Raw genomic sequence first — 24,078 nt, forward strand, 5'->3', positions numbered from 1 at the left:
TGATGCAAGATGCGTGGTATGTAAACCACATTCTTGCCGAGGCGCCGGAATATGAACGCCGCGTCCTGGACGCCCTCCGGCAGCCGCTGGAAAGCGGTGAACTGGTCATTCACCGCTCGGCGGGTACCGCCGCCTATCCGGCCCGGTTCCAGCTGGTCCTCGCGGCCAACCCGTGCCCCTGCGGGAAGGCCTCCGGCAAGGGCGTGGACTGCACCTGCACCCCCACCATGAGGCGCCGCTATCTGGCCCGGATGTCCGGCCCGCTGCTGGACAGGGTCGACATCCAGCTGGAGGTGGAGCGGGTCTCGTTGGCGGACTTCGGCCGGCCCGGCGCGGAGGAGGACACCGCCACCATCGCGGCACGGGTCCGGGCGGCCCGGGACCGCCAGCTGGAAAGGCTGGTGCCGTACGGGCTGGAAACCAACGCACAGGTGCCCGGGCGCCTGCTTCGCGGTTCCCTACGGCTCGCCGCCCCCACCACCAGGATCCTGGACCATGCCCTGGAGCGCGGCGTCCTGACCGCCCGCGGCTACGACCGTGTGCTGCGCCTGGCCTGGACCCTGGCCGACCTCTCCCGCCGGGACACTCCGCACGCGGACGACATCGGGCAGGCGCTCAGCCTCCGGCAGGCCGCCGTGGCGGCCGCGTGAGCTCCGACGCCGGACGCCCGGCAGACCACCAGCAGTCCCGTACCGGCGGCTCCGCCGGAACCACCACCATTCGAACCATCAGCCACGCGGAAGGACACACCATGAGGGACGACGAAAGGATCGCCAGGGCCGCGCTCTCCCGCCTGTTCGAGGCGCAGGACGCGGCGGGGCTCGCCCTCGTGCAGATCGCGGGAGCGGAGGACGCCCTGCGGATAGCCACGGGCCAGTCGGCCGCCGGTCCGGGGCTGGAGCAGGAGATGTTCCAGGTGATGGCAGACAGCGGCTCCGGCGGTGCCTGGCCAGGCCTTCGCGAGGCCTTGAAACGCTGGGCCCCCCGCGTTCCGGACCTTGCGCCGGCACGGGACCTCGCCACGATGGCCCGGCTCGGAGGCCGCATGATCATCCCCGCCGATGAACTCTGGCCACGCCAGCTGGCGGACCTCGGCCTGCAGGAGCCCCTGTGCCTGTGGTGGCGCGGCGTCGAACAGGAACTGCCGCCCGCTGCCAGGTCCGTCGCCCTGGTGGGCTCCCGTGACAGCACCTCCTATGGATCCTCCGTGACGGGCGATCTTGCCTACTCGCTGGCCCAGCGCGGATTCACGATCATCTCCGGCGGGGCCTACGGGATCGATGCCCACGCCCACCGTGCCGCCCTGGCGGGAAGCTCCGGGGGTGTGCCCACCATTGCGGTGATGGCCGGGGGAGTGGACCGGTTCTACCCGTCAGGCAACGAGGACCTGCTCCGGGCCGTCGCGAACCAGGGCGCGGTCCTGGCAGAGGTGCCCCCGGGCTCGGCACCCACCCGGTACAGGTTCCTGCAGCGGAACAGGCTCATTGCTGCGCTTGCGTCGGTCACGGTCGTCGTCGAGGCCCGGTGGAGGTCGGGGGCACTCAACACCGCCCACCATGCCGAAAGCCTGGGCAGGGCAGTGGGCGCCGTCCCCGGTTCCGTGCACAGTGCCAATTCCGCCGGCTGCCACCGGCTGCTCCGCGAAGGCGGGGCGGTCTGTGTCACCGATGCCGGCGAGATCGCCGAGCTGGCCTCGCCCAGCGGCGACTCCCTGGCTGCGGAGAAGACCGGCAGGGTGGAGGACCACGACGGTCTGACCCTGGAGGACCTGATCCTGCTGGACGCGCTTCCGCTGCGGACCACGACCTCGGTGGAGAAGCTGACGGCGGTGGCGGGGCTCAGCCCGGATTCGGTCCGCGGCGGCCTGGGCCGGCTCGGGCTGCTGGGCCTGGCCGAGTCACACCGGGGCGGCTGGAAGCGCTCCGGGAAAGGGGGATGAAACACGGGGCGCACCCGGGCACCAGGACACGGCCGCGGCGCGCCGTCGGGCTCCTTGATCGGCCAGCGAATACTGCGAGAGTTGGGGTGTGTCTACACAGCAACTCCCGCCCGAGCTGGCCGCCGCGGCCCACGGCTTCGGTCGCTACCTGTCGGCGGAACGGGGGCGCTCGGCCCACACGGTGCGCGCCTACCTCTCGGACGTCGGAAGCCTGCTGGCCTCTGCTGCGGCCGAGGGAGTCACGGGCCTTGACGGCCTGGAGCTGGGCACGCTGCGGCGCTGGCTCGGCTCCCAGAGCGAGGCGGGCATGTCCCGCGCCACCCTGGCCCGCCGCTCCGCCACCGCCCGCGCCTTCACCGCCTGGGCCGTCCGTGAGGAACTGGTCGACGCCGATCCCGCCCTGCGGCTGAGGGCCCCGAAACGGGAAAAGTCCCTGCCCGGGGTGCTGCACCAGCAGCAGGTCCTGCGGCTGGTCGAAGGCGCCGAAGCCGCAGCGTCCGACGGCGGCCCGCTGGCCCTGCGCGACCGGGCCATGGTGGAACTGCTGTACGCCACCGGCATCCGGGTCGGCGAGCTGGCGGGCATGGACGTGGATGACCTCGATCCGGACCGACGGACCCTGCGCGTGCTCGGCAAGGGCAACAAGGAACGGACGGTGCCGTACGGCGTGCCCGCCGCACTCGCCGTCGACGACTGGCTCCGCCGGGGCCGTCCAGCCCTGGCCACCGGTACCAGCGGCCCGGCCCTGTTCCTCGGCGCCCGCGGCAAACGCGTCGACCAGCGCCAGGTCCGCAGCGTGGTCAAGGAAATGCTGGCGGGGCTGGGGGACACGGCCGCGACCGGTCCGCACGCCCTGCGGCACTCGGCCGCAACCCATCTGCTCGACGGCGGGGCGGACCTGCGGGCGGTCCAGGAAATCCTGGGCCACAGCAGCCTGGCGACCACCCAGATCTACACCCACGTCTCGGTCGAGCGGCTCCGGCAGAGCTATCAGCAGGCGCATCCGCGGGCCTGAACCGGGGACTTTATGACGCCGAAATTACCGCTTACGGCGAGCCGGGAAAGACGCGCCGAATTCCACTGGCGTAATTAGAGGGGGTACGGCAGAATGGGACTCACACCGGGTAAGTTTCAAGTTGTACTTGAAGCTGGAGTGTTTTGCGCCCCAGCTCGAAATCCGGCAAGAATTTAATAGTCTGGCAGGGACCACCGGCACCGATTCGGATCCGCGCAACAGACAGACATCCAGGCAGAGGTCGTTGGGGAAGACGTACCTATAGCTATGGAGGATGGAATGTCTGTTGCACTGACCCGCGGTGTTTTGTTTGTTCACTCGGCCCCGACGGCCCTGTGCCCCCACGTTGAGTGGGCCATAGGGTCTGTCGTGGACAAGCGGACGGATCTGGAGTGGACCGCTCAACCCGCCGCGCCCGGAATGTACCGGGCCGAGCTTTCGTGGACCGGAACCCCGGGCACGGGGGCCCAATTGGCATCCGCGCTCCGCGGCTGGGCGCACCTGCGCTATGAAGTCACGGAGGAGCCCAGCCCGGGAGTCGACGGCAGCCGCTGGTCGCACACCCCCGAGCTCGGCATCTTCCATGCCGTCACCGATGTCCACGGCAACATCATGGTCTCCGAGGACCGCATCCGCTACGCCTACGAATCCGGCGCCGGCGACCCCTCCGCCGTCTACCATGAGCTGTCCCTTGCCCTCGGCGAAGCCTGGGACGAGGAACTCGAGCCCTTCCGGCACGCCGCCGAAGGCGCCCCCGTCCGCTGGCTGCACCAGGTCGGCTGAGTCCCAAACTCGGCTGCCCGGCAACTCCATAGCTACGCCAGATGACAGATGGCGGCAATGTTCACTGTGAACATTGCCGCCATCTGCCATCTCGGCGCTGAGAGCCCGCGGAAGGCCCCGCAGAAAGTGCTAGATGCTGCGCACGGCGATGACGGCGTTGTGCCCGCCGAAGCCGAAGGAGTTGCTGAGCGCCACGATGCTGCCGCCGGGCAGGTCACGGGCCGTCGTGACGACGTCGAGCGGGATCTCCGGATCCTGGTTCTCCAGGTTGATGGTCACCGGCGCCTTGCGCTCGTACACGGCCAGCACGGTGAGTACGGCTTCCACGGCGCCGGAGGCGCCCAGCAGGTGGCCCATCTGGGACTTCGTGGCCGAGACTGCAACGTGGTCCACCTGGCTGCCGAGGGCGGCCTTCAGGGCCGTGTACTCGGGCTTGTCGCCCACGGGGGTGGAGGTGGCGTGCGCGTTGACGTGCACCACGTCCTCGGGCTGGATGCGGCCGTCGAACATGGCTGCCTTGAGCGCGCGGGTGGCCCCCAGGCCCTCGGGGTCCGGGGCCGTGATGTGGTACGCGTCGGCGGTGACCGAGGTGCCGGCGAGTTCGGCGTAGATCCGGGCGCCGCGGGCCAGGGCATGCTCCTCGGCTTCCAGCACCAGGGCTCCGGCGCCTTCGCCCATGACGAAGCCGTCGCGGCCGAGGTCGTAGGGCCGGGAGGCACCCTCGGGATCATCGTTCCGGCGGGAGAGCGCCTGCATCGAGGAGAACGCGGCAATCGGCATCGGGTGGATGGCCGCTTCGGCGCCGCCGCAGACGACGACGTCTGCCTTGCCGGAGCGGATCAGGTCCAGGCCCACGTGGACGGCCTCGGTGCCGGACGCGCAGGCGGAGACAGGGGTGTGGGCGCCGGCACGGGCGCCCAGGTCGAGGCTGACCGCCGCCGCCGGGCCGTTGGGCATCAGCATGGGCACGGTCATCGGCAGGACGCGGCGGGGGCCCTTTTCGCGCAGGGTGTCCCACGCATCCAGGAGGGTCCAGACGCCGCCGATGCCGGTGGCAAAAGCCACGGCGAGCCGGTCGTGGTCCACTTCGGTGATGCCGGAGTCGGCCCAGGCCTCGCGGGCGGCGACGACGGCGAACTGGGTGGACGGGTCCATGCGCTTGGCTTCGACCCGGCTCAGGACCTCGGTCGCGGGGGTGGTGGCGCGCGCGGCAAAGTGGACAGGCAGCTCGTATTTGGCCACCCAGTCGTCCTCCAGCGTGTGCGCTCCGGAGACGCCCTTCAGCGCGTTCTTCCACATCGTGGGGACATCGCCGCCAATGGGTGTGGTGGCACCCAGACCGGTAATGACTACTTTGCGTGCCATGGGATCACTCTCTGTCGGTGCGCCTGCCATGTCCGGAACCGTGAACCGGATCGCCGGGGCCTGCGTGGGGAATTCTCTTCGGTTTTGCGAACTGGGTAGCGCAAACTCTGCTGATGGTTAAGCAAACTCTGGTGATGCTGGATGGGCCGGTCCGGGGCGCCAGGGGGCGCCCCGGACCGGCCACGGGTTCAGCCGTTGCCGGCCGGAGCCAATAAGGCCAGGATCAGGCCTGGGCGTTGGCGATGAAGCTGACGGCGTCGCCGACGGTCTTGAGGTTCTTGACCTCTTCGTCCGGGATGCGCACGCCGAACTTCTCTTCGGCGTTGACCACGATCGTCATCATGGAGATGGAGTCGATGTCCAGGTCCTCGGTGAAGGACTTGTCCAGCTCGACAGCGTCCGTTGCCAGGCCCGTCTCTTCGTTGACGATTTCAGCCAGGCCGGACAGGATCTCTTCGTTGCTAGCCATTGGTGGCTCCTTTTCTTGTTATTGCCATCGGCGGCCGGTGGAGTGCCGGCAGTCTCGGGCGGAAATGACTCAAACCGAGGGTTCGGCTTGGTGCGGGAACGGGTGCTGGGTGGGACGTATGCAGTTCGGGGGAGGTGCTTGAGGTGCTACGGAAGCACGATCACCTGGGCGCCGAAGACCAGGCCGGCGCCGAAACCGATCTGCAGTGCCAGGCCGCCGCTCAGCTCCGGGTTTTCCTGCAGCAGGCGGTGGGTGGCCAGCGGGATGGACGCGGCCGAGGTGTTGCCGGCGTCGGCGATGTCCCGGGCGATCGTGACGGTCTCTGGCAGCTTCAGCTGCTTGGCCATCTCGTCGATGATCCGCATGTTCGCCTGGTGCGGGATGAATGCCGCGAGGTCACCGGCGGTGATGCCGGCGGCGTCGAGAGCCTGCTGCGCCACCTTGGCCATCTCCCAGACCGCCCAGCGGAACACCGTCTGGCCGTCCTGGCGCAGGGTGGGCCACAGTGCGGCGTCGGTCGCGGCGGCTTCGGCGTCGGTGAGCGCGCTGGGGCGTTTGCCGGTCGTCACGAGTTCGCGCAGGTCCAGCATCGAGCCGGTCATGCCGATCGCATCCCACTTGCTGCCGTCCGAACCCCAGACCGAGGGGCCGATCCCGGGGGTGTCGGAGGGGCCGATCACGACGGCGCCGGCGCCGTCGCCGAGCAGGAAGGAGATCGTCCGTTCGGTGTTGTCGATGACGTCGGAGAGCTTCTCGGCGCCGACGACCAGGACGTAGTCGGCGGCACCGGAGCGCACCAGCGCGTCGGCCTGGGCGATGCCGTAGCAGTAGCCCGCGCAGGCGGCGGAGATGTCGAAGGCCGGGGCCGGCGTCGCGCCGATCCGGTCGGCAAGGCTGGCGGCGGCGGACGGCGTCGCGTACGGGTGCGTGACGGTGGAGACGATCACGGCGCCGAGCTGGGAAGCCTCGATGCCGGCCTTCTCGAGCGCCTCGCGGGCCGCGCCTTCGGCCATGTCGATCACGCTGACGTCGGCGGGTGCACGGTGCCGGGTGATGATGCCGGTGCGCTGGCGGATCCACTCGTCGGAGGAGTCAATCCACTGGCAGACGTCGTCGTTGGTGACGATCACGCCGGGCCGGTAGGCGCCGATGCCCAAAATGCGGGTGTTCTCGTGCCGGGGCGCCTGCTTCAGGGTGGGAACGCTCATGCCTGTCCTTCCAGTTCTGCAAATAGGGCCAGGGCGGCGGAAAGGTCGTCCGGGGTCTTGACGGTGACGGTCTTGACGCCGGGCATGGCGCGCCTGGCCAGTCCGGCGAGCGTTCCGGCCGGGGCCAGTTCAATCACGCCGGTCACGCCGCGCTGCACGAGGGTCTCCATGCAGAGGTCCCAGCGGACCGGGCGGGAGACCTGGGCGATAAGGCTGTCGACGGCGGCGGCGCCGTCGGTGACCGCCGCGCCGTCGAAGTTGGACAGCAGGGGAACCTGCGGGTTCCGCGGCTGGAGCGAGGGCCGGAGCGCCTGCAGGGCCGCGACGGCGGGGGACATGTGCGAGGTGTGGAAGGCACCGGCCACCTTGAGCGGGATCACGCGGGCCTTGGCCGGCGGGTTCTCCGCGAGGGCCTTGAGTTGGTCGAGGGTGCCGGCGGCGACCGTCTGGCCGGCGCCGTTGACGTTGGCCGCGGTGGCGCCGCAGGCCTTAATGGCTATCAGCACCTCGGCGGGGTCACCGCCCAGCACCGCGCTCATGCCGGTGGGGGTGGCTGCCGCGGCGGCGGCCATGCTGTTGGCGCGTTCGCGGACAAACGTCATGGCTTCGGTTTCGGTCAGGACTCCGGCCAGGGCCGAGGCCGTGATCTCGCCGACGGAGTGTCCGGCGAGGATCACCGGAAGCGTGCCGAGTTCGACGTCGAACAGGGACTGCGCGGCCACCAGCCCGGCGGCGACGATCAGGGGCTGCGCCACGGCGGTGTCCTTGATGGTCTCCTCATCGGAGGTGGTGCCGTGGGCGGCGAGGTCGATCCCTGCTATCTCGCTGAGGGAGGCCAGGTGGCCTGCGACGGGAGGCAGTTCTAGCCACGGGGCCAGAAAGCCAGGGGTCTGGGAGCCCTGTCCAGGGCAAACGATTGCAAGCACGTATCCAGCTTTCCAAATTACGGCGTGATTATCGGTGTAGTCATGCACCAAGGTCACCGGGCCAGTTTGTAGGAAGTCTACAACTGATCAGGAGTTGTTACGGGACGGCTGGCGTTCCGTGGCGGGCTTCACCGGAGCGGCGAGCCGGCCCACCACCAGCGCTGTCTGGAGCACGAAGGCCTCCCGGGGCAGGAGCGGATCCCAGCCCGTGACGTCGCAGACCCGCTTGAGCCGGTACCGCACGGTGTTGGCGTGGACGAAGAGTTCACGGGCCGTCGCCTCCAGCGAGTGGCCCAGTTCCAGGTAGGCGCCCAGGGTCTCCACGAGCCCGTTGGACGCCGCCAGCAGGGGCCGGTAGATGTTCTTGACGAGGGAGCGCCGGGCGGCGTCGTCCCCGGAGATCACCCGTTCGGGCAGGAGGTCATCCGCTGCCACCGGGCGCGGCGCGGAGGGCCACGCGCGGGCCGCCGTCAGTCCCGCGAAGGCGGACTGGGCGGAGCTGCTGGCCTCGAGCAGGGAGGCCGCCTCGGCGCCGTAGACCACGGGCCCGGGGGCGAAGAGCTCGCTGAGTTTCAGGTAGGCCGTCTCGCGGTCCTTGACCCCGCCGAGGATGAGGATAAGCCTGTCGCCCTGGATGCCCACGAGCGCGTCCTCGGCGAAGCGGCCGGCGGTGCGGCGCAGTTCGCTGACATAGCTGGCGCTCGGTTCGGACGGGGAATTGCCCACCATCACGGTGAACCGTTCCTGCGCCTTCCAGCCCAGCGCGGCGATCCGGGAGCGCAGGGCATCGGTGTTTTCGCCGCGCAGGATCGCATCGACAATCAGCGCTTCCAGCCGCGTATCCCAGGAGCCGCGGGATTCCGCGGCGCGGGCGTACACGTCGGCGGCGGCGAAGGCGACCTCCCGCGAGTAGCGCAGCACCGCTTCGCGCAGGGCCGACTGGTCGGCTTCCGGGGCGATCACCGGCACCTGGTCCTCCACGACCTCCACGACGATCCGGATGAGCTGGAGGGCCTTCTGCAGGCTGATCGAGCGGGTGAGTTCGGTGGGTGCGGTGCCGAAGACATCGGTCAGGATCCACGACGGCGAGCTGGGACGCTCATACCAGGTGACGAAGGCCGCGATGCCGTTCTGGGCCACCATGCCCAGGGCGGAGCGTTCGTCGGAATTCAGCCTGCTGTACCACGGGAGGGACTTCTCCAGCTGGCGCAGGGTGGTGGTGGACAGCTGGCCGACGCTGGCCCGGAGCTTCTTGAGGGTCTCGGCTTTCTCCGGAGTCATCGCCCTCGAGCTTGGCTTGCGTTTTGCGGGAGTGGTGATCGGCTCTGCCATGCATCGAGCATACGGTGCCGGCCGCCCAAGCTCCATTTGTGCGAAGGCTACAAGGCGCCATGCGCTGAATCACAGCCCTAAATCACAGTTCTGGATCACAGCCGTGGATCGTAGTTCCGGATCGCAGCCGGATCGCCGGCTTAAACGTACGACGGCGGCCCCACCCTCCGGTGGGAACCGCCGTCGTGCGCCGTTATCTGGCTCTGTTCCTTGCGCTGTTCCTTGCGCTGTTTCCTGCGCTGGCGCGCAGTTAGGAGTCGCCGCCCGCGTTGCCGGTGGTGCCGGCGTTGACGTTGTGCAGCCTGTACTTCTCGATGGCCTGGGCCGGAGCCTGGGCGTCGACCTCGCCGCGGCGGGCCAGCATCTGCAGGGAACGGACCACAACCGAGTGGATGTCGTTCTTGAAGAAGCGGCGCGCGGCGGCCCGGGTGTCCGAGAAGCCGAAGCCGTCCGCACCGAGCGAGGCGAACTCGTTCGGGAGGAACTGGCGGATCTGGTCCGGGACGGCCTTCATGTAGTCGGTGACCGCCACGATGGGTCCGGTGGCGCCGGCGAGCTGCCGGGTGACGAACGGGACGCGCGCGGGCTGGCCCGGGTTGAGGAAGGCTTCCTCCTCGGCGGCCATTCCGTCGCGGCGCAGTTCGGTCCAGCTCGTCACGGACCAGACGTCCGCGGAGACGCCCCAGTCCTCGGCGAGGACCTTCTGGGCTTCGAGGGCCCAGGGGACAGAGACGCCGGAGGCGAGGATCTGCGTGCGCGGGCCGTCGATCCTGGCCGGTGCGAGCAGGTAGATGCCCTTGACGATGCCCTCGACGTCCATGTTCTCCGGCGCCGGGGGCTGGATGATCGGCTCGTTGTAGACCGTGAGGTAGTACATCAGGTTCCGGTCGGTGGACTCGGGCCCGTACATGCGGTTCAGTCCGTCCCGGACGATCACGCCGATCTCGTAGCCGTACGCCGGGTCGTAGCTGACCACGGCGGGGTTGGTGGAGGCCAGGAGCGGGGAGTGCCCGTCGGCGTGCTGCAGGCCTTCGCCGGTCAGCGTGGTCCGGCCCGCGGTGGCGCCGATGATGAACCCGCGGGTCATCTGGTCCGCCGCGGCCCAGAAGGAATCGCCGGTGCGCTGGAAGCCGAACATCGAGTAGAAGACGTAGACCGGGATCAGCGGTTCGCCGTGGGTGGCGTAGGAGGTTCCGGCGGCGGTGAAGGCTGCCACGGAACCGGCCTCGTTGATGCCGGCGTGCACGATCTGGCCGGAGATGGACTCCTTGTAGGCCAGGACGAGTTCGCGGTCCACGGAGAGGTAGTTCTGGCCGTTCGGGTTGTAGATCTTCGCGGTCGGGAAGAACGCGTCCATGCCGAAGGTGCGGGCCTCGTCCGGGATGATCGGCACGATGCGCTTGCCGAACTCCTTGTCCCGCATGAGGTCCTTGAGCAGCCGGACGAACGCCATCGTGGTGGCGGCGTGCTGCTTCCCGGACCCGCGGTTGGCGACCTCGTAGACCTTCTCGTCCGGGAGGGTGAGGTCGGTGTGCTTGTGCCGGCGTTCGGGGACGAAGCCGCCGAGTTCGCGGCGGCGTTCCATCAGGTATTTGATTTCCGGGGAGTCCATGCCGGGGTGGTAGTACGGCGGCCGGTAGAGGTCCGCTTCGAGCTGGTCGTCCGTGACCGGGATGCGCAGGTGGTCACGGAACGCCTTCAGGTCCGCCAGGGTGAGCTTCTTCATCTGGTGGGTGGCGTTGCGGCCCTCGAAGTGGGTGCCCAGGCCGTAGCCCTTGACCGTGTGCGCCAGGATGACGGTGGGTTTGCCCTTGAACTCGGCGGCGGCCTTGTACGCGGCGTAGACCTTGTTGTAGTCGTGGCCGCCGCGCTTGAGGTTCCAGATCTGGTCGTCGGTCAGGTCCTGGACCATTTCCTTGGTCTGCGGGGTCTGGCCGAAGAAGTGCTCGCGGACGAACGCGCCGGACTCGGCCTTGTACGTCTGGTAGTCCCCGTCGACGGTCTCGTTCATGATCTTCACGAGCGAGCCGTCCCCGTCCTTGTCCAGGAGCGCGTCCCACTCCCGGCCCCAGACGACCTTGATGACGTTCCAGCCGGCACCGCGGAAGAAGGCCTCGAGTTCCTGCATGATCTTGCCGTTGCCCCGGACGGGTCCGTCGAGGCGCTGGAGGTTGCAGTTGATCACGAAGTTGAGGTTGTCGAGCTTGTCGTTCGCGGCGAGCTGGAGCAGGCCGCGGGATTCGGGCTCGTCCATTTCGCCGTCGCCCAGGAACGCCCAGACCTGCTGGTCGGAGGTGTCCTTGATGCCGCGGTTGTGCAGGTACCGGTTGGACTGCGCCTGGTAGATCGCGTTCATCGGCCCGATCCCCATCGACACGGTGGGGAATTCCCAGAACTCCGGCATGAGCCGCGGGTGCGGGTAGGAGGACAGGGCGTGGCCTTCCTTGGACTTCTCCTGCCGGAACCCGTCCAGGTCCTCCTCGGACAGCCGGCCCTCCATGAAGGCCCGGGCGTACATGCCGGGGGAGGCGTGGCCCTGGAAGAAGACCTGGTCCCCGCCGCCGGGGTGGTCCTTGCCGCGGAAGAAGTGGTTGAAGCCGACCTCGTACAGGGTCGCCGCGCCCGCGTAGGTGGAGATGTGCCCGCCGACGCCGATATCGGCCCGCTGCGCCCGGTGCACCATGACCGCGGCGTTCCACCGCAGCCAGGCCCGGTACTTCCGCTCGATCTCCTCGTCACCGGGGAACGGCGCTTCCTGGTCCACCGGGATCGTGTTGACGTAGTCCGTGGTGGTCACCATCGGCACCCCCACGGACTGCGCCCCGGCCCGCTGGAGCAGGCTGCGCATGATGTACTGGGCACGTTCCGTGCCCTGATCCTGAATCAGGTCATCCAGGGACTCCAGCCATTCGGCGGTCTCTTCCGGATCACGATCAGGCAGCTGGTTTGTCAACCCGCTGAGGATATGGGAGGTTTCTTCTCCTGCAGCCACGTCCAACCTCTCTTTGAGCGCATTCATCGGCACCCTCAGCTCCGGCAGGGTAACTGCCTGGCGTGAACGCGACGCGTGCGACATATCGGTTACATGGGCCCGGTCATGTGCGCCGGGTCCAATTACGACTATGCCTGCCTGTAGTAGCGGGGCGGTCGCCCTCGCAGGCGTAGTCGTCATCAGCCACTCTAGCTGTGGCGGCTCGGGGATGCGTAGCCGCCCGGTGGGTGCCGGGCCGTATTTCACCGGCATACTGGTTGTGTGACGAAGTTCCGCCCGATGGTCCCCGGATCGCCGCGTGTGACGCAGAATATGGCGGATCGCGGTGCCAACAGCTTGAAGCGCAGGCTCAAAGGGTGTTGGCTTGGAGTAATGGAAATCACTGGAGACAATGAAATCATCAAACATAGGAGCAACACGTGAGCGAGGCCGACGCCGCCACTTCGGTAAATGTGGCGGAAAAACTGGGGTTCAAAAACGGGGATCTGATTCAGGAATTCGGCTACGACGACGACGTCGACTTCGACTTGCGTGACGACATCGAAGACCTCACGGGATCTGAACTCCTTGATGAGGACGACCACGAGGTAGTCGATGCCGCCATTCTCTGGTGGAGGGCCGGCGACGGCGACCTCGTTGACACCCTCGTCGATTCCCGCACCACCCTGACCGAGGGGGGCGTCGTGTGGGTCCTGACGCCGAAGTCGGGCCGGACCGGCTACGTTTCACCGGCGGACATCCAGGACGCCGCCCCCACGACGGGGCTGCACTACACCACCTCCGCGGGCGTTTCGAAGGACTGGAGCGCCACACGCCTGGTCACCCGGAAGAACAAATGACCGCTGCAGTCCAGGTCGGGGCAACCCTGACCGGGGACCGGCAGGGCATCCAGGCGGGCACCGTGCCCGCCGTCGGGGAGCCGGCGCCGGACTTCGAACTGGTGAACCAGTTCGGCGAACCGGTCAGGCTTTCGGCGCTCCGGGGCCGCAACGTCGTCGTCGTCTTCTATCCCTTCGCGTTCTCCGGAATCTGCACCGGCGAGCTGTGCGAAATCCGGGACAACCTGGCGCTCTTCGAGGAAGCCGACGCCGCCGTGCTGGCGGTCTCGGTGGACAGCAAGTTCGCCCAGCGGGCCTATGCCGAGAAGGAAGGCTACACCTTCGATCTCGTAGCCGACTTCTGGCCGCATGGTGCCGTTGCCGCACGCTATGGCGTGTTCGACCCTTCGAGCGGCATGGCCCAGCGGGGGACGTTCATCATCGACGCCGACGGAATCGTGCGCTATGTGGTGGTAAATCCGCGCGGCCAGGCCCGGGACTTTGCCGAATACCGCGCCGCACTGGCAGGACTCGGCGGGAACTGAAACGGTGAGGCAGCGGCGGCCCGGGGTCGGCATGACTGGCTTTGCCAGCCTGCCTCCGGTCGCGGCCGCCGAACCTGCACGCGACGTTCTCGTGGTGCTGCAGGAGATCCGCGGTGTCCTCGCGGGCGAGCGCCTTGCCGTGCTGACCGGGGCGGGCCTGAGCACGGATTCCGGGATCCCGGACTACCGCGGACCGGACGCCGCGCCGCGGGCGCCGATGACCTACCAGGAGTTCATCGCCCGCCCGGAGAACCGGCAGCGCTACTGGGCCCGCAACCATATCGGCTGGTCGCACCTGCGCCGCGCCGATCCAAACGACGGACACGTCGCTATTGCCCGGCTGGAACACCGCGGGCTGCTCACGGGGCTCATCACGCAGAACGTGGACCGGCTCCACGAGGAGGCGGGCAGCATCAATGTGGTGGACCTGCACGGCCGCTTCGACCAGGTTGCCTGCCTCGGCTGCCGCCGCCGGTACACCCGCGCGCTGCTGGCCGGGGTGCTGGAAGAGCTCAACCCCGGATTCCTCGAGCGGGCCCTCGCCGCCGGCGTCGTCGAGATGGCACCGGATGCCGACGCCACCGTGGAGGATTCCGGCCTGATCGAAAGCTTCGTCGTGGCGCACTGTCCCGCCTGCGGAGGCACCCTGAAGCCCGACTTCGTGTATTTCGGCGAGAATGTGCCCAAGGACCGGGTGGAGCGCTCCTACGCCATGGTGGACGAGGCCGGCGCGCTCCTCGTGGCGGGTTCGTCGCTGACGGTGATGAGCGGGCTGCGTTTTGTCCGCCACGCAGCCAAGCAGGGGAAGGCCGTCGTCATCATTAACCGGGGTCAGACCCGCGGCGACGGACTGGCCACCATCAAGCTCGACGCCGGCGTCAGCGAGTCCCTCAGGTGGCTCGCCGACGAGCTCCCGCCGCTCTGAGTCCGATTGGCGTTCTGCCTCCTGCATCCGGTACAGTAGCTGTTCGTTGGTTGAAGCGCGCAGGCGCCGAAACAACGGTTTGGGTCTTTAGCTCAGCTGGTAGAGCGCCACGTTTACACCGTGGATGTCATCGGTTCGATCCCGGTAGGACCCACACGTTAAGCACCCCGCCGTTCCCCGGTTTTCCCGCGGAACGGCGGGGTTTTTTCGTGCCTTGGCGGGCTCTCTGCGGGTCGATGCTACGTGGCCGATATTGACAGGGGTAGGGAGAAGTTACCAGGCGTAACTCTGTCGTAGTGCAGGTGATCCTCCCGGAAACCTCCCTGGATTTCAGGCAGCCCCGGCGATGAACGCTGCCACGGTGTGGCTGGCGTGCCGGTCGTGATTGTGCGGGGTGACGTTCTTGGTGATCCCCGCCTTCTTGCACGGCCTGGTCACCGTCAGCGCGGCCGATTTGCCGTTCGCCGGCAGTCCGGACTTGCGCCAGTCCCAGTTGTGGATCTCGATCCCCCGGACCGGCTCGGTGTTCAGCCATTAGAGGGTGGAAACGGCGTCCACGGACGTCTGCCATGCTGCCCAGGCGGCGTAGCTCCCGTCGAGCTCGACGACGTCGTAGCCTTCGCGGCGCAAGGTGCTGGCCACAACGGAGTTCCGGACCCCACTCTGGCAGTAGGACACGATGGTGCCGGTGCCGGGCAGCTGGTCCAGGTTCCACAGGACGCGGCCGCCGTTCAACTGGCGGGAGCCGGGGATGTGGCCGGCGGCGTGCTCGGTGCGGGCGCGGACGTCCAGCAGCAGGACTGCGTCAAAGCCCTTGAGTTCTTCCGGTTGGATTAGCCGCGGTGTGCTGGCGGGCAGGCCCTCAAGGCTCGTGACGTAGCCGTTCACTTTGTCGATGCCGACCCGTACCAGGTGGTCCCAGATTTCATGTGCCTGCTCCTGGTCTGCTGCGAGCAGCACGAGCGGGCGGCTGTCGCGCTCCGGATCGATGGCCCAGGCGCCGAAACTGGCGGTGCTCCTGCCTGCCGGGATGTTCAGTGCTCCGGCCACGGTCCCCTTGTGCACTTCGGTGCTGGGGCGGGTGTCAACGAAGGTCACGGCGTCGGCGGCGAGTCCGGCGGCGGCGGTCTCGGGGTCGAGCTCTGCCAGCGGGGCGCGTTCGCCCATGATGGCCGGTCCCTGCCGGTTCTGGCGCTTCATGCGCCCGAAGTAGGCGTGGGCTTCAGGTTGGCCGTCGAGGAGTTCGTCGATGAAGCCCTGCTCGTCGTCGGCGGTGAGGTAGGGGCCCCACCAGGCGTAGAGCCGTTCGTAGCCGACGGTGGAGGACGGGATGGCGCCGAGGGCCTTTCCGCAGGCGCTGCCGGCTCCGTGGCCGGGGTGGACCTGGACGTAGTCGGGCAGGGTCAGGAACTTGTCCCGCAGGCTGGCGAAGAGCTGCTTGGCGCCTTCGAAGCGGGTGTCGACGCCGCCGGCCGCTTCGTCCAGCAGATCCGGACGGCCCAGATCGCCGGAGAAGACGAAGTCTCCGGAGAGCAGATAGCCGGGCTGGTCGCTGAACGCGCCGTCGGTGACCAGAAAGGACAGGTGTTCGGGGGTGTGGCCGGGGGTGTGCAGGGCCTGGAGGCTGATGTTGCCGATGGTGAACTTGTCGCCGTCGTGCAGGCGTTCGCCGTCGAATCCGTACTGCCAGTCGTCTCCACCCTCGCCTGAGACGCAGATCGTGGCCCCGGTCGCGGCCGCCAGTTCCCGCGTGCCGGACAGGTAGTCGGCGTGGATGTGGGTCTCGGTGACGGCGACGATCTTCATTCCGTTCGTGGCTGCCAGGGAGAGGTAGACCGCGATGTCGCGGCGGGGGTCGATGACGACCGCCTCGCCCTTGCTTTGGCATCCGATGAGGTAACTGGCCTGGGCGAGGTCTTCGTCGTAAATGCGCTCGATGAGCATGGTGCTCTCCTTCGTGAGGGCGGGCCGGGCCGTCCCGGGTCCGGTGCCTCTTCTTTGTTGGCGGCGGGGGCTAGGCCTGCTGTTGGGCGGCCTGGGGTGTGTCTAGCGGACAGGTTCGCCGGCCTGGCGCCAGGCGCCCATTCCGGCGCGGAGGGAATAGGCCTCGTAGCCCTGGCCGGCAAGGAGCCGCGCGGCGGAGGCGGAGCGGATGCCGGACTGGCACATGGCGATCACGGGCCGGGTTTTCTGGATGCCTGCAGTGCTGGTCTGCAGCCGGTCCAGGGGCACGTGCTTGGCCTGGGGCGCACGTCCGCTCCGCCATTCCTGGGCGGAGCGGACGTCGATTAGCGCCGCGCCGGAGGCCAGCAGTTCCTTGGCTTCGGCCACGGAGATGGTCTTATACGGTTTGGCGAATGCGTTCTTGAGGGAGCTGATGAGTCCCATGGGTGATCTCCTTGGTGGCGCGGTACTGGTTGGTGCTTGTCAGGGTGAGGACGGTGCTTGCGGTCGCCCCGGCGGCGACGGCGAAGATGAGCACGGCGAACGATATGCGGACGTGGCTGTCCTTGAGGAGGCGGGCAAAGCGGGCCGCTGCCAGGGAGCCGACGACGGCGGGGACGGCGAAGGCCAGCACGATGGGCCAGTCGATCGTGAAGCCTGCGGCGTGGGCGCTGAAGCCGGAGGCGGAGTTGAGAACGATGATCGCCAGTGACGACCCGACGGCCTGTCTCATCCGCAGCCCCAGAAAGAGGGTCAGTGCCGGGGTGAGGAGGAATCCGCCGCCGACACCCAGGAGCCCGGTGAGGAACCCGACCAGCAGGCCCACGGCGATGGCCTTGGGGGCGCAGGAGCGGAAGGCGCGATTCGGGCCTGTGCTGCAGGAGCCCTCGCTTTCGGCGGTGTGGGCGAGCATTCGGATTCCGGCGATCACCATGATGGCCGCGAAGGCGAGCAACAGGATGTTCGGGTCCAGCAGCCGGCCCACCGCCGCTCCTTCCCAAGCGGACGGGATGCCGGCGGCGCCGACCAGCGCGATGACCGGCCAGTTCAGGCCCTGGCGGATCCGGGGGATCAGGGCCGCCAGCGAGGAGACGCCCACGACCAGCAGCGAGGTGGGGATGGCCTCGGCGGGACCCAGGCCCACGCCATAGACCAAAGCGGGGACGGCGATGATCGAGCCGCCGCCCCCGACCACGCCCAGCACGATTCCGACGACAAACCCCAGAACCAGGGCCGGAATCATGCTGCCTGGGCCTGTCCGGTGCGCCCGCCTGCTGCGGGCAGGGACAGGATGGCGCTTTCGCGGGTGGGTTCCGTGGTGGCTTTGTTCCACGGCATCGCGGACAACGCCTTGCCCATGGCGCAGGTGTTGGTTGCGGCCGAGAAGGTCAGGCCGGCGCCGATCGCGCCCGCCAGCATCCTCACCTTCGGCGAGACGAACCGGCCGCCGGCCAGTCCCAGGACCACGAGGGAACCCGCGGCGAGGCGGACTTGGCGCTCCATGTCCCAGCGCCCCTTGCCCCGGACGACGTCACCTCCGGCGGCGGCGAATCCCGGCACCCCGCCGGCGAGGACGTAGGCAGTGTCGATGCCCGCGGCGCCCAGTCGCTGGCGGGCCTGTTCGGCGCGGACGCCGGACTGGCAGACCAGCACGACGCGGCTGCCCAGCCGGGAGGCCAGCTCGCCGGTGTGCTCGGCCAACAGCGGAAGGGGCACGTTGTAGGAGCCGCGGATATGCAGGGACTCGAACTCGACCCCGGACCGCACGTCAATCACGAGCAGGTCCTCATGGTCCCGGGACCAGCCGTGAAGCGTTTCCGGGTCCAGGGCGGTCACTGCCGGGAATGCCGAAGCTGGCGTGAAAGAGGAGGTCATGGATGTCCTTTCGAGACAATTACTGGCTGCAGCCGGATACCCCACCGAGTATTGCAGATACCCCCGGGGGTAGTCAACACACCCCCGGGGGTATAGAATTTGGGACAGACACCCCGTGATTTGGAGATTCCATGCAACTTGATTCATCAGAACTGACCCCTGTCGTGAACCGGCTCAAGCGTGCCCAGGGCCAGCTCGCCGCAGTCACCCGGATGCTGGAGGAAGGCCGGGACTGCAAGGACATCGTTACCCAGCTCGCCGCCGTTTCGAAGGCGCTGGACCGGGCAGGATTCGCGATCATCGCCACCGGACTGGAGCAGTGCCTCAGAAGCGAAGACCCCAGCATGGACAAGAAGGACCTCGAAAAGCTCTTCCTGTCCCTCGCCTGAGACACAGCCCGAACCGTCCCCCAAGGAGCCGTCATGAGCTACACCCATACCGTTACCGTCCCGCTGGCCTGGGGGGAAGCGGTGCAGCGCGCCCGCGAAGCCCTCGCCGGACAGGGATTCGGCATCCTCTCCGAAATTGACGTCCGCGCCACCTTTGAGGCCAAGCTGGGCTCCGAGGCCGCCGATGCGGTCGGTGACTACGTGATCCTGGGCGCCTGCAACCCGGCCCTGGCCAGCCGGGCCCTCGCCGCCGAACCGGACCTGGGTGCGCTGCTGCCCTGCAACGTCGTCGTGCGCCGTGCCAAGGACGCCGCTGACACCACCATCCAGGCCATCGACCCGCAGACTATGGTGCAACTCAGCGACAGTCCGGCCATCTGGGACGTCGCCAACGACGCCGACGCCAGACTCCGCGCAGCCCTGGCCGCCCTGAGCGGCGCCGGAACTTCCGAGAACTGAAACACACCCGGTCGCCGCCGGGGGCCGGGACAGATCAGACGAAACCTGACGAAAGAGGGGACACCATGGATGGCGGCAACGACTCCGGGCACCAGGCCGCCAATGGTGCACTCCCGGGCCTGCAGCATCCCAGATTCGCACGCGCCTACGCCCGCGCCGTCGAGGGGATGAACCGGCGCGGAGGCGCCGAACACCGGCGGAGCATGCTCGCTGGACTTCACGGGACCGTCATCGAGATCGGCGCCGGCGACGGATCGACTTTCGAACTCTACCCCTCCGCCGTCACCCAGGTCCTGGCTCTGGAACCCGATGACTACCTCAGAAAACGGGCACTCGACAGGGCCGCATCGGCCCCGATCCCTGTGACGGTCCTCGCCGCGGCGGCCGAGAAGATCCCGGCCAACGACGCCAGCGTCGATGCCGTCGTCACCAGCCTCGTCCTGTGCAGCGTCGCGGACCAGGCCAACGCCCTTGCGGAAATCCGCCGCGTCCTGCGCCCGGGCGGAACCCTGGCCTTCTACGAACACGTCCGCTCCGCCCATCGCCTGCTCGCCACGGCCGAAGACCTGCTCACCCCGGCATGGCAGCGAATCGCCGGAGGATGCCATCCCAACCGGGATACCCTCAGTTCTATCGCTGCAGCCGGGTTCACCATCCGGGACACCCGGCGCTTCGGCTTCGCGGTCCATCCCCTGGCCCCTGCGGTCGCCCACATCCTGGGCTACGCCACTAGCCCCGAGCACACCATACCGGGCTGACAGCATAGGTCGGATCCGAGCGGCTTTGCAGCATGAGCCGTCGTGGGTCGCGGAGCCACCTTCAGCCCATCATGATGGCCGATTAATCTCCTCAGCCCTCGTCATTTACCCCAGAGGAGCCGAAGTGATGAGGGTTCGGCCGTTACGCATCGGCACGAAGGGATTTAGGTACCCTTGCTACTGCTTTCGCTACTGCTTTTTTCTGGCAACATAAGCTGCGATTTGGGTGTTTTTGAGGTCAGACGGCACTTCCCCGTCACTGCAGGCCGAACGGTCCGCACGGCGGGGTTTTTTGTTGGCCCCGAAAATTGTCACAGCCAGACCCTACCGTGACAGGCATGGAACATGTCATGGTGAGGACCTGCCCCGACGGCAGGCCGGTAGCGGTAGTCCGCGGCGGCCGTGAATGGACGGTCGGCGCCGAGCCGGTGCGCTGGTTTGAGCGGGTGAGCTGGTGGGAAGCGGAGCGCCGGATGCCCAAGGGCCTGGGCCGTGTCGACGTCGAGGTCTGGCAGATCCAGGCGAGGCTGGGGCGCAATGGAGGTTCGGCCCTGACCACCATGGAACTTATCCGGGACGGCCTGGGTGGTGGCTGGCGGCTGCGGGACGCCGTGGCGGACGCGGCGTAGCAGGCGGCGCCGCGAATCTGCAGCGCGGGAGGCCTCGATCCAATCAGGCACCCGATCCAATCAGGCATTGGAAAAGCCTTCCACCGCGACTATTGGGGGATGCCGCGGTGGAAGGCTTAGAACGAATATACCGTGAATGCCAGGAAATGTGAAACGCCCAGACGTTGTTTCGCAGCCGGTATTTGGCCTAATCGATGGTTAAACCAGGCGTTCGGATCCGCCGCCCTGACCTGACACAATCCGTCCCCGCCCCGGCCCGGGACCTAGGATGTCTTCATGTCCGCCACGCGTGCCCGTCGAATTGCCCGAGTCCGTCCCCTCTCCCATGTTTCGGAGGCCGAGCACTTTTTCGTCGCCAACGACGCCCCGGACTTCGACAGTGAAGCCGGAAAGGCATGGATGGTGGTCACCACGCCGTTCCCTGGATCCCTGGCCAATCCCGGCAGCGAACCCCGCGATGGCTGGCAAAGCGGCGCCATTGTGGAAGAAGGCTCGTTCACCTTCCTGGCGCCAAGCGTCCCGGCCAACGTGCTCGGTATGGCGCACAACACGGGCCAGGCGGGCCGCGCCCTCCCTCCGCAGGCGTTCCACAAGGCCGCGACCAGCGTGGTCGGTCCGGGAGACGCGATAGAACTGCGGCCCGGCGTGGGCCATGTCGACCCGGAAGCAGAACTGACGATCGTCGTCGGGAGCAGGGTCCGCGGACTCACGCTCGACACCGCACGGGCCGCAATTCTGGGTTTCACTATCGGAAACGACGTCTCCGCCAGGGACTTGCAGAAATCCGACGAACTGTGGATCAGCGCCAAGAGCCAGGACACGTTCACTCCCGTGGGGCCGTGGATCGTCACGGCTCTGAATGACGACAACCTGTCGATCGGAATCAACCACAACGGAACCGAGCTCAAGGCGGCCAGCTCCGCTGATCTCGGCTGGGGCGTGGAGGAAATCCTGGTGTACCTGACGTCCTTCATGACGCTCCACCCCGGGGATCTGGTGCTCACGGGCTTCCCCGCAGAGTGTGCGCGGATCGTTCCCGGCGACACCGTCACGTGCCACATCGAGGGCATCGGCGAGCTGACAAATCCGGTCGTGGCCGCAGCCTGACGGTGTTCGCGGCAGCTCGTCCCTGGCCCGACCTGTGGAAATTGGCGTGGGGAGGCGGCCAACCTCAGGGCGAGATTTCCGGCGCCAGACATTATGATGGTTACTGTTCAACTGACTGAACAGCATTCGAGTGAGTGGCGCCGGCGACAAACGCGCGATACCTGAAGGAGAATCATGGCCGATTCCCGAGTTCCCCGCACCTCCGACGGACTGGGGAGTGCCTCACCCGCACCGGCGGTGACCCGCGCCGCTGCTGTGCTGGAGGCCCTGGCCGCCTCCGCGACCGGGCGCCTCACGCTGAGTGACCTCGCCAGGGAGTTGGGCATTCCGAAGTCTTCAACATCGAATCTCCTGCTTGCCCTCGAGGAGGCCCGGCTCATCAACCGCCAGGGCGCCGAGTTCACGCTCGGACGCAAGCTGGTTGAGCTCGGCGCCGCGTACCTTAGCCGCCTGGATGAGGTCCAGGAGTTCTACCGGTTCTGTGAGCAGGCTCCGACGCTTTCCGGCGAAACCGTCCGCATCGCCATGCTGGACGGCACCAACGTCATCTACCTGGCCCGCTATGAAGGCCACCCCGCAGTCCGCCTCACCTCCAACATCGGCGACAAGATGCCGGTGTCCCTCTGCGCCGTGGGCAAGGCGCTGCTGGCCCGGCTGCATGACCACGACATTGCGGAGATGTTCCCGGACGACGCCGAACTTCCGGTCCTGACCCCGAAGTCGCTCCGGACCGGTGCCGAGCTGAAGTCCCAACTCGCCGTCATCCGGGAACAGGGTTATGCCTTCGAGGATGAGGAATCAACGACGGGAGTCGTGTGCCTGGCCGTCTCGGTCCCCACGCGCGGCGCGCACGGACCCAGCCTTGGCCTGTCGGTCACCGCCCTGAAGGCCACCTACTCGGAGGAGCAGGGCGCCCAGATGGTGAAGGAGCTGAAGGAACTGGCCCGGTCCCTGGGCAATCCCATGGGGTAGAGCCGGCGCCGTCGTTCAGCCGCTCGGGTGACCGGAAATCTAAGTCTGATTTTAGATTGGCTAACTGATCACTATGTTGTACGCTGTTCAACATAGTGATCAGCGTCTCAGGGCGTTGTTCCTATCCCACCAGGCCAACGGGGGTCTGGAGTGTTCTTGAGGGAGTGCTTGTGACAACCAGTACTAATACACCGCTTGCTGATGCGGACGACGCGGTCGTCGATCCGGACCAGCTGCGAAGGGCAACTCTTGCCAGCTCCGTGGGCTCCGCTCTGGAGTACTACGACTTCTACATCTATGGCCTGGCTTCGGCCCTGATCTTCGGCCCGCTCTTCTTCAAGCCGCTCGGCGAAGACGGAGCCCTGATCGCATCGTTTGCCACCTACGGCGTCGGTTTCGCCGCCAGGCCTTTCGGCGGACTGGTCTTCGGCTATATCGGCGACAGGTTCGGCCGCAAAATGGTCCTCATCCTCACGATCGGCCTGATGGGAACCGCAAGCTTCGCCATAGGCCTGCTGCCCACGTTTGAACAGGCCGGCATGCTGGGCGCCGTTCTGCTGGTGACCCTGCGCATTTTCCAGGGCCTGGGAGCCGGTGCGGAACAGGCGGGCGCCACCACGCTGATTTCCGAAGTCGCTCCGCGCCGCCGTCGTGGTTTCTTCGCCTCGCTGCCGTTCGTCGGTATCCAGCTGGGCACCCTGCTCGGGGCCGGAACCTTTGCCCTGATTGCCATGGCAGACAAGGCCACCCTGGAGGGCTGGCTCTGGCGGGTGCCGTTCCTGTCCAGCGTGATCCTGATTGCGGTGGCCATCTTCATCCGGCTACGGCTGAAGGAAACCCCGGTGTTCCAGGAGCTGGAGAAGCACAAGAGCGTGGTCAAGAACCCCATCGGCCAGCTCTGGAAGCACTCAAAGAAGAACGTGCTGATCGGCATTGGCCTGCGGATGGGTGAGAACGGGAATTCCTCGATCTATTCGGCCCTGCTCATCGCCTTCCTGGCCGCAAAGGACGGGGTCTTCCCGGGCGACAAGTTCATCGGCCCGGTGGGCCTCCTCATCGCCGCCGGCTTCGCCGCGGTCATGGTGGTCACCTTCGGTGCATTGTCCGACCGGTTCGGCCGTGTCCCCGTCTACCGCTATGGTGCGCTCTTCCAGGCGATCATCGCCCTGCCGGCGTTCTATCTGGTGACACTGGGCAATGTGACACTCGTCTGGGTAGTCATGGTGGTGGGCATCGCCCTCGGCGTCCAGTCCATGCTCGGCCCGCAGTGCCCGCTCCTGCCCGAACTCTTCGGCTCGCAGTACCGGTTCACCGGCGTGGCCATGAGCCGCGAGCTCTCTGCCGTCATGGCCGGCGGACTTGTTCCCCTGGTGGGTGCCGCGCTCCTGGCGGCCACGGGCCACTCCTGGCTGGTGCTCGGCATCTACTCCTTGGTGCTTGCCCTCATCTCGTTTGTCACCACGTTCTTCACCCCCGAGACAGTGGGACGCGACCTCGTCCTCACGGAGGACGCGAGCTAGCCGCTCCCACCTTCGCGGCGCCGTCCGCCGCATCTCCGGCCGCGGCTCCTTCCACCAAGGAAGGGGCCGCGGCTTTTCCGTGACGTGGACGGTGCCTCCTGACGCGCC

At 67.5% G+C, this 24,078-nt stretch carries 23 protein-coding genes, 1 tRNA gene and 1 pseudogene; 15 read left to right on the forward strand and 10 right to left on the reverse strand.

From position 1 onward, the window contains the following. Window positions 1–32 precede the first annotated feature (32 nt). The 4 genes and pseudogenes from ACQCSZ_RS06340 to ACQCSZ_RS06355 form a co-directional block, all read left to right on the forward strand. A pseudogene (locus ACQCSZ_RS06340) lies at window positions 33–650 on the forward strand (ATP-binding protein); the annotation flags it as partial. 101 nt (window positions 651–751) lie between these two features. Then, a complete protein-coding gene (gene dprA, locus ACQCSZ_RS06345) occupies window positions 752–1,939 on the forward strand; it encodes a DNA-processing protein DprA (RefSeq protein WP_427008264.1) in 1,188 nt (395 codons plus the stop codon). An 88-nt stretch (window positions 1,940–2,027) separates the two neighbouring features. After that, window positions 2,028–2,954 (forward strand): tyrosine recombinase XerC, encoded by a 927-nt coding sequence (locus ACQCSZ_RS06350; protein WP_427007216.1) that lies wholly within the window; start codon window positions 2,028–2,030, stop codon window positions 2,952–2,954. A 279-nt stretch (window positions 2,955–3,233) separates the two neighbouring features. Next, window positions 3,234–3,737, forward strand: a complete 504-nt coding sequence (locus tag ACQCSZ_RS06355; RefSeq protein WP_211881293.1) for a DUF3145 domain-containing protein — start codon at window positions 3,234–3,236, stop codon at window positions 3,735–3,737. Between the two features lie 129 nt (window positions 3,738–3,866). Here the strand turns inward: ACQCSZ_RS06355 and ACQCSZ_RS06360 are convergent, their stop codons facing one another. The 6 genes from ACQCSZ_RS06360 to aceE form a co-directional block, all read right to left on the reverse strand. Next, window positions 3,867–5,102 carry a beta-ketoacyl-[acyl-carrier-protein] synthase family protein gene (locus ACQCSZ_RS06360; RefSeq protein WP_427007217.1) on the reverse strand — a complete coding sequence of 412 codons (1,236 nt, stop codon included), beginning with the start codon at window positions 5,100–5,102 and terminating at the stop codon, window positions 3,867–3,869. 223 nt (window positions 5,103–5,325) lie between these two features. After that, on the reverse strand, window positions 5,326–5,571 hold the full coding sequence (locus ACQCSZ_RS06365) for an acyl carrier protein (protein WP_427007218.1): 246 nt from the start codon (window positions 5,569–5,571) through the stop codon (window positions 5,326–5,328). 146 nt (window positions 5,572–5,717) lie between these two features. After that, entirely contained in the window at window positions 5,718–6,779 is a 1,062-nt protein-coding gene (locus ACQCSZ_RS06370) for a beta-ketoacyl-ACP synthase III (protein ID WP_427007219.1), read from the reverse strand. Further along, window positions 6,776–7,705 (reverse strand): ACP S-malonyltransferase, encoded by a 930-nt coding sequence (locus tag ACQCSZ_RS06375; RefSeq protein ID WP_427007220.1) that lies wholly within the window; start codon window positions 7,703–7,705, stop codon window positions 6,776–6,778. The genes ACQCSZ_RS06370 and ACQCSZ_RS06375 overlap by 4 nt, the downstream gene beginning before the upstream one ends. Window positions 7,706–7,792: 87 nt before the next feature. Then, window positions 7,793–9,037, reverse strand: a complete 1,245-nt coding sequence (locus ACQCSZ_RS06380; RefSeq protein ID WP_427007221.1) for a PucR family transcriptional regulator — start codon at window positions 9,035–9,037, stop codon at window positions 7,793–7,795. A gap of 250 nt (window positions 9,038–9,287) precedes the next feature. Next, window positions 9,288–12,056 (reverse strand): pyruvate dehydrogenase (acetyl-transferring), homodimeric type, encoded by a 2,769-nt coding sequence (gene aceE / locus ACQCSZ_RS06385; protein ID WP_427008265.1) that lies wholly within the window; start codon window positions 12,054–12,056, stop codon window positions 9,288–9,290. Window positions 12,057–12,448: 392 nt separating this feature from the next. Between aceE and ACQCSZ_RS06390 the strand changes: the two genes are divergently transcribed. The 4 genes from ACQCSZ_RS06390 to ACQCSZ_RS06405 all read left to right on the forward strand — a co-directional run bounded on the left by ACQCSZ_RS06390 (window position 12,449) and on the right by ACQCSZ_RS06405 (window position 14,471). After that, window positions 12,449–12,868: a DUF3052 domain-containing protein gene (locus tag ACQCSZ_RS06390; RefSeq protein WP_211878830.1), complete on the forward strand. Its 420-nt coding sequence runs from the start codon at window positions 12,449–12,451 to the stop codon at window positions 12,866–12,868. Beyond that, window positions 12,865–13,392, forward strand: coding sequence for a peroxiredoxin (locus tag ACQCSZ_RS06395; protein WP_427007222.1), 528 nt, complete (start codon window positions 12,865–12,867; stop codon window positions 13,390–13,392). The genes ACQCSZ_RS06390 and ACQCSZ_RS06395 overlap by 4 nt, the downstream gene beginning before the upstream one ends. 31 nt (window positions 13,393–13,423) lie before the next feature. Beyond that, window positions 13,424–14,317, forward strand: a complete 894-nt coding sequence (locus tag ACQCSZ_RS06400; RefSeq protein ID WP_427007223.1) for an NAD-dependent protein deacetylase — start codon at window positions 13,424–13,426, stop codon at window positions 14,315–14,317. Between the two features lie 81 nt (window positions 14,318–14,398). Further along, window positions 14,399–14,471 (forward strand) — tRNA-Val (locus tag ACQCSZ_RS06405). 380 nt (window positions 14,472–14,851) lie between these two features. On the opposite strand, the gene ACQCSZ_RS06410 is transcribed toward ACQCSZ_RS06405, so the two are convergent. The 4 genes from ACQCSZ_RS06410 to ACQCSZ_RS06425 all read right to left on the reverse strand — a co-directional run bounded on the left by ACQCSZ_RS06410 (window position 14,852) and on the right by ACQCSZ_RS06425 (window position 18,136). Then, the gene (locus ACQCSZ_RS06410) at window positions 14,852–16,261 is read right to left on the reverse strand and encodes an MBL fold metallo-hydrolase (protein WP_427007224.1); all 1,410 of its coding nucleotides are present in this window, start codon (window positions 16,259–16,261) and stop codon (window positions 14,852–14,854) included. A gap of 102 nt (window positions 16,262–16,363) precedes the next feature. Beyond that, entirely contained in the window at window positions 16,364–16,705 is a 342-nt protein-coding gene (locus ACQCSZ_RS06415; protein WP_427007225.1) for a rhodanese-like domain-containing protein, read from the reverse strand. Next, complete coding sequence (locus tag ACQCSZ_RS06420; RefSeq protein WP_427007226.1) at window positions 16,659–17,504, reverse strand: sulfite exporter TauE/SafE family protein; 846 nt, start codon at window positions 17,502–17,504, stop codon at window positions 16,659–16,661. The genes ACQCSZ_RS06415 and ACQCSZ_RS06420 overlap by 47 nt, the downstream gene beginning before the upstream one ends. After that, a complete protein-coding gene (locus tag ACQCSZ_RS06425; protein ID WP_427007227.1) occupies window positions 17,501–18,136 on the reverse strand; it encodes a rhodanese-like domain-containing protein in 636 nt (211 codons plus the stop codon). Before ACQCSZ_RS06425 ends, ACQCSZ_RS06420 begins: the two co-directional genes overlap by 4 nt. Before the next feature lie 131 nt (window positions 18,137–18,267). On the opposite strand from ACQCSZ_RS06425, the gene ACQCSZ_RS06430 reads away from it, so the two are divergent. From ACQCSZ_RS06430 to ACQCSZ_RS06460, 7 genes are all read left to right on the forward strand, one after another. Beyond that, complete coding sequence (locus ACQCSZ_RS06430; RefSeq protein ID WP_426975770.1) at window positions 18,268–18,525, forward strand: metal-sensitive transcriptional regulator; 258 nt, start codon at window positions 18,268–18,270, stop codon at window positions 18,523–18,525. A 33-nt stretch (window positions 18,526–18,558) separates the two neighbouring features. Continuing rightward, on the forward strand, window positions 18,559–18,984 hold the full coding sequence (locus ACQCSZ_RS06435) for a DUF302 domain-containing protein (protein WP_427007228.1): 426 nt from the start codon (window positions 18,559–18,561) through the stop codon (window positions 18,982–18,984). 65 nt (window positions 18,985–19,049) lie between these two features. Next, window positions 19,050–19,742 carry a class I SAM-dependent methyltransferase gene (locus ACQCSZ_RS06440; RefSeq protein ID WP_427007229.1) on the forward strand — a complete coding sequence of 231 codons (693 nt, stop codon included), beginning with the start codon at window positions 19,050–19,052 and terminating at the stop codon, window positions 19,740–19,742. Between the two features lie 338 nt (window positions 19,743–20,080). Further along, the gene (locus ACQCSZ_RS06445; RefSeq protein WP_427007230.1) at window positions 20,081–20,371 is read left to right on the forward strand and encodes a hypothetical protein; all 291 of its coding nucleotides are present in this window, start codon (window positions 20,081–20,083) and stop codon (window positions 20,369–20,371) included. 276 nt (window positions 20,372–20,647) lie between these two features. Further along, complete coding sequence (locus ACQCSZ_RS06450) at window positions 20,648–21,478, forward strand: fumarylacetoacetate hydrolase family protein (protein ID WP_427007231.1); 831 nt, start codon at window positions 20,648–20,650, stop codon at window positions 21,476–21,478. A 174-nt stretch (window positions 21,479–21,652) separates the two neighbouring features. Continuing rightward, on the forward strand, window positions 21,653–22,450 hold the full coding sequence (locus tag ACQCSZ_RS06455; RefSeq protein WP_427007232.1) for an IclR family transcriptional regulator: 798 nt from the start codon (window positions 21,653–21,655) through the stop codon (window positions 22,448–22,450). Between the two features lie 170 nt (window positions 22,451–22,620). Then, a complete protein-coding gene (locus tag ACQCSZ_RS06460) occupies window positions 22,621–23,970 on the forward strand; it encodes an MFS transporter (RefSeq protein WP_427007233.1) in 1,350 nt (449 codons plus the stop codon). The last annotated feature ends 108 nt before the right edge of the window (window positions 23,971–24,078 follow it).

The organism is Pseudarthrobacter sp. H2, from assembly GCF_050157045.1.
GTDB lineage: Bacteria > Actinomycetota > Actinomycetes > Actinomycetales > Micrococcaceae > Arthrobacter.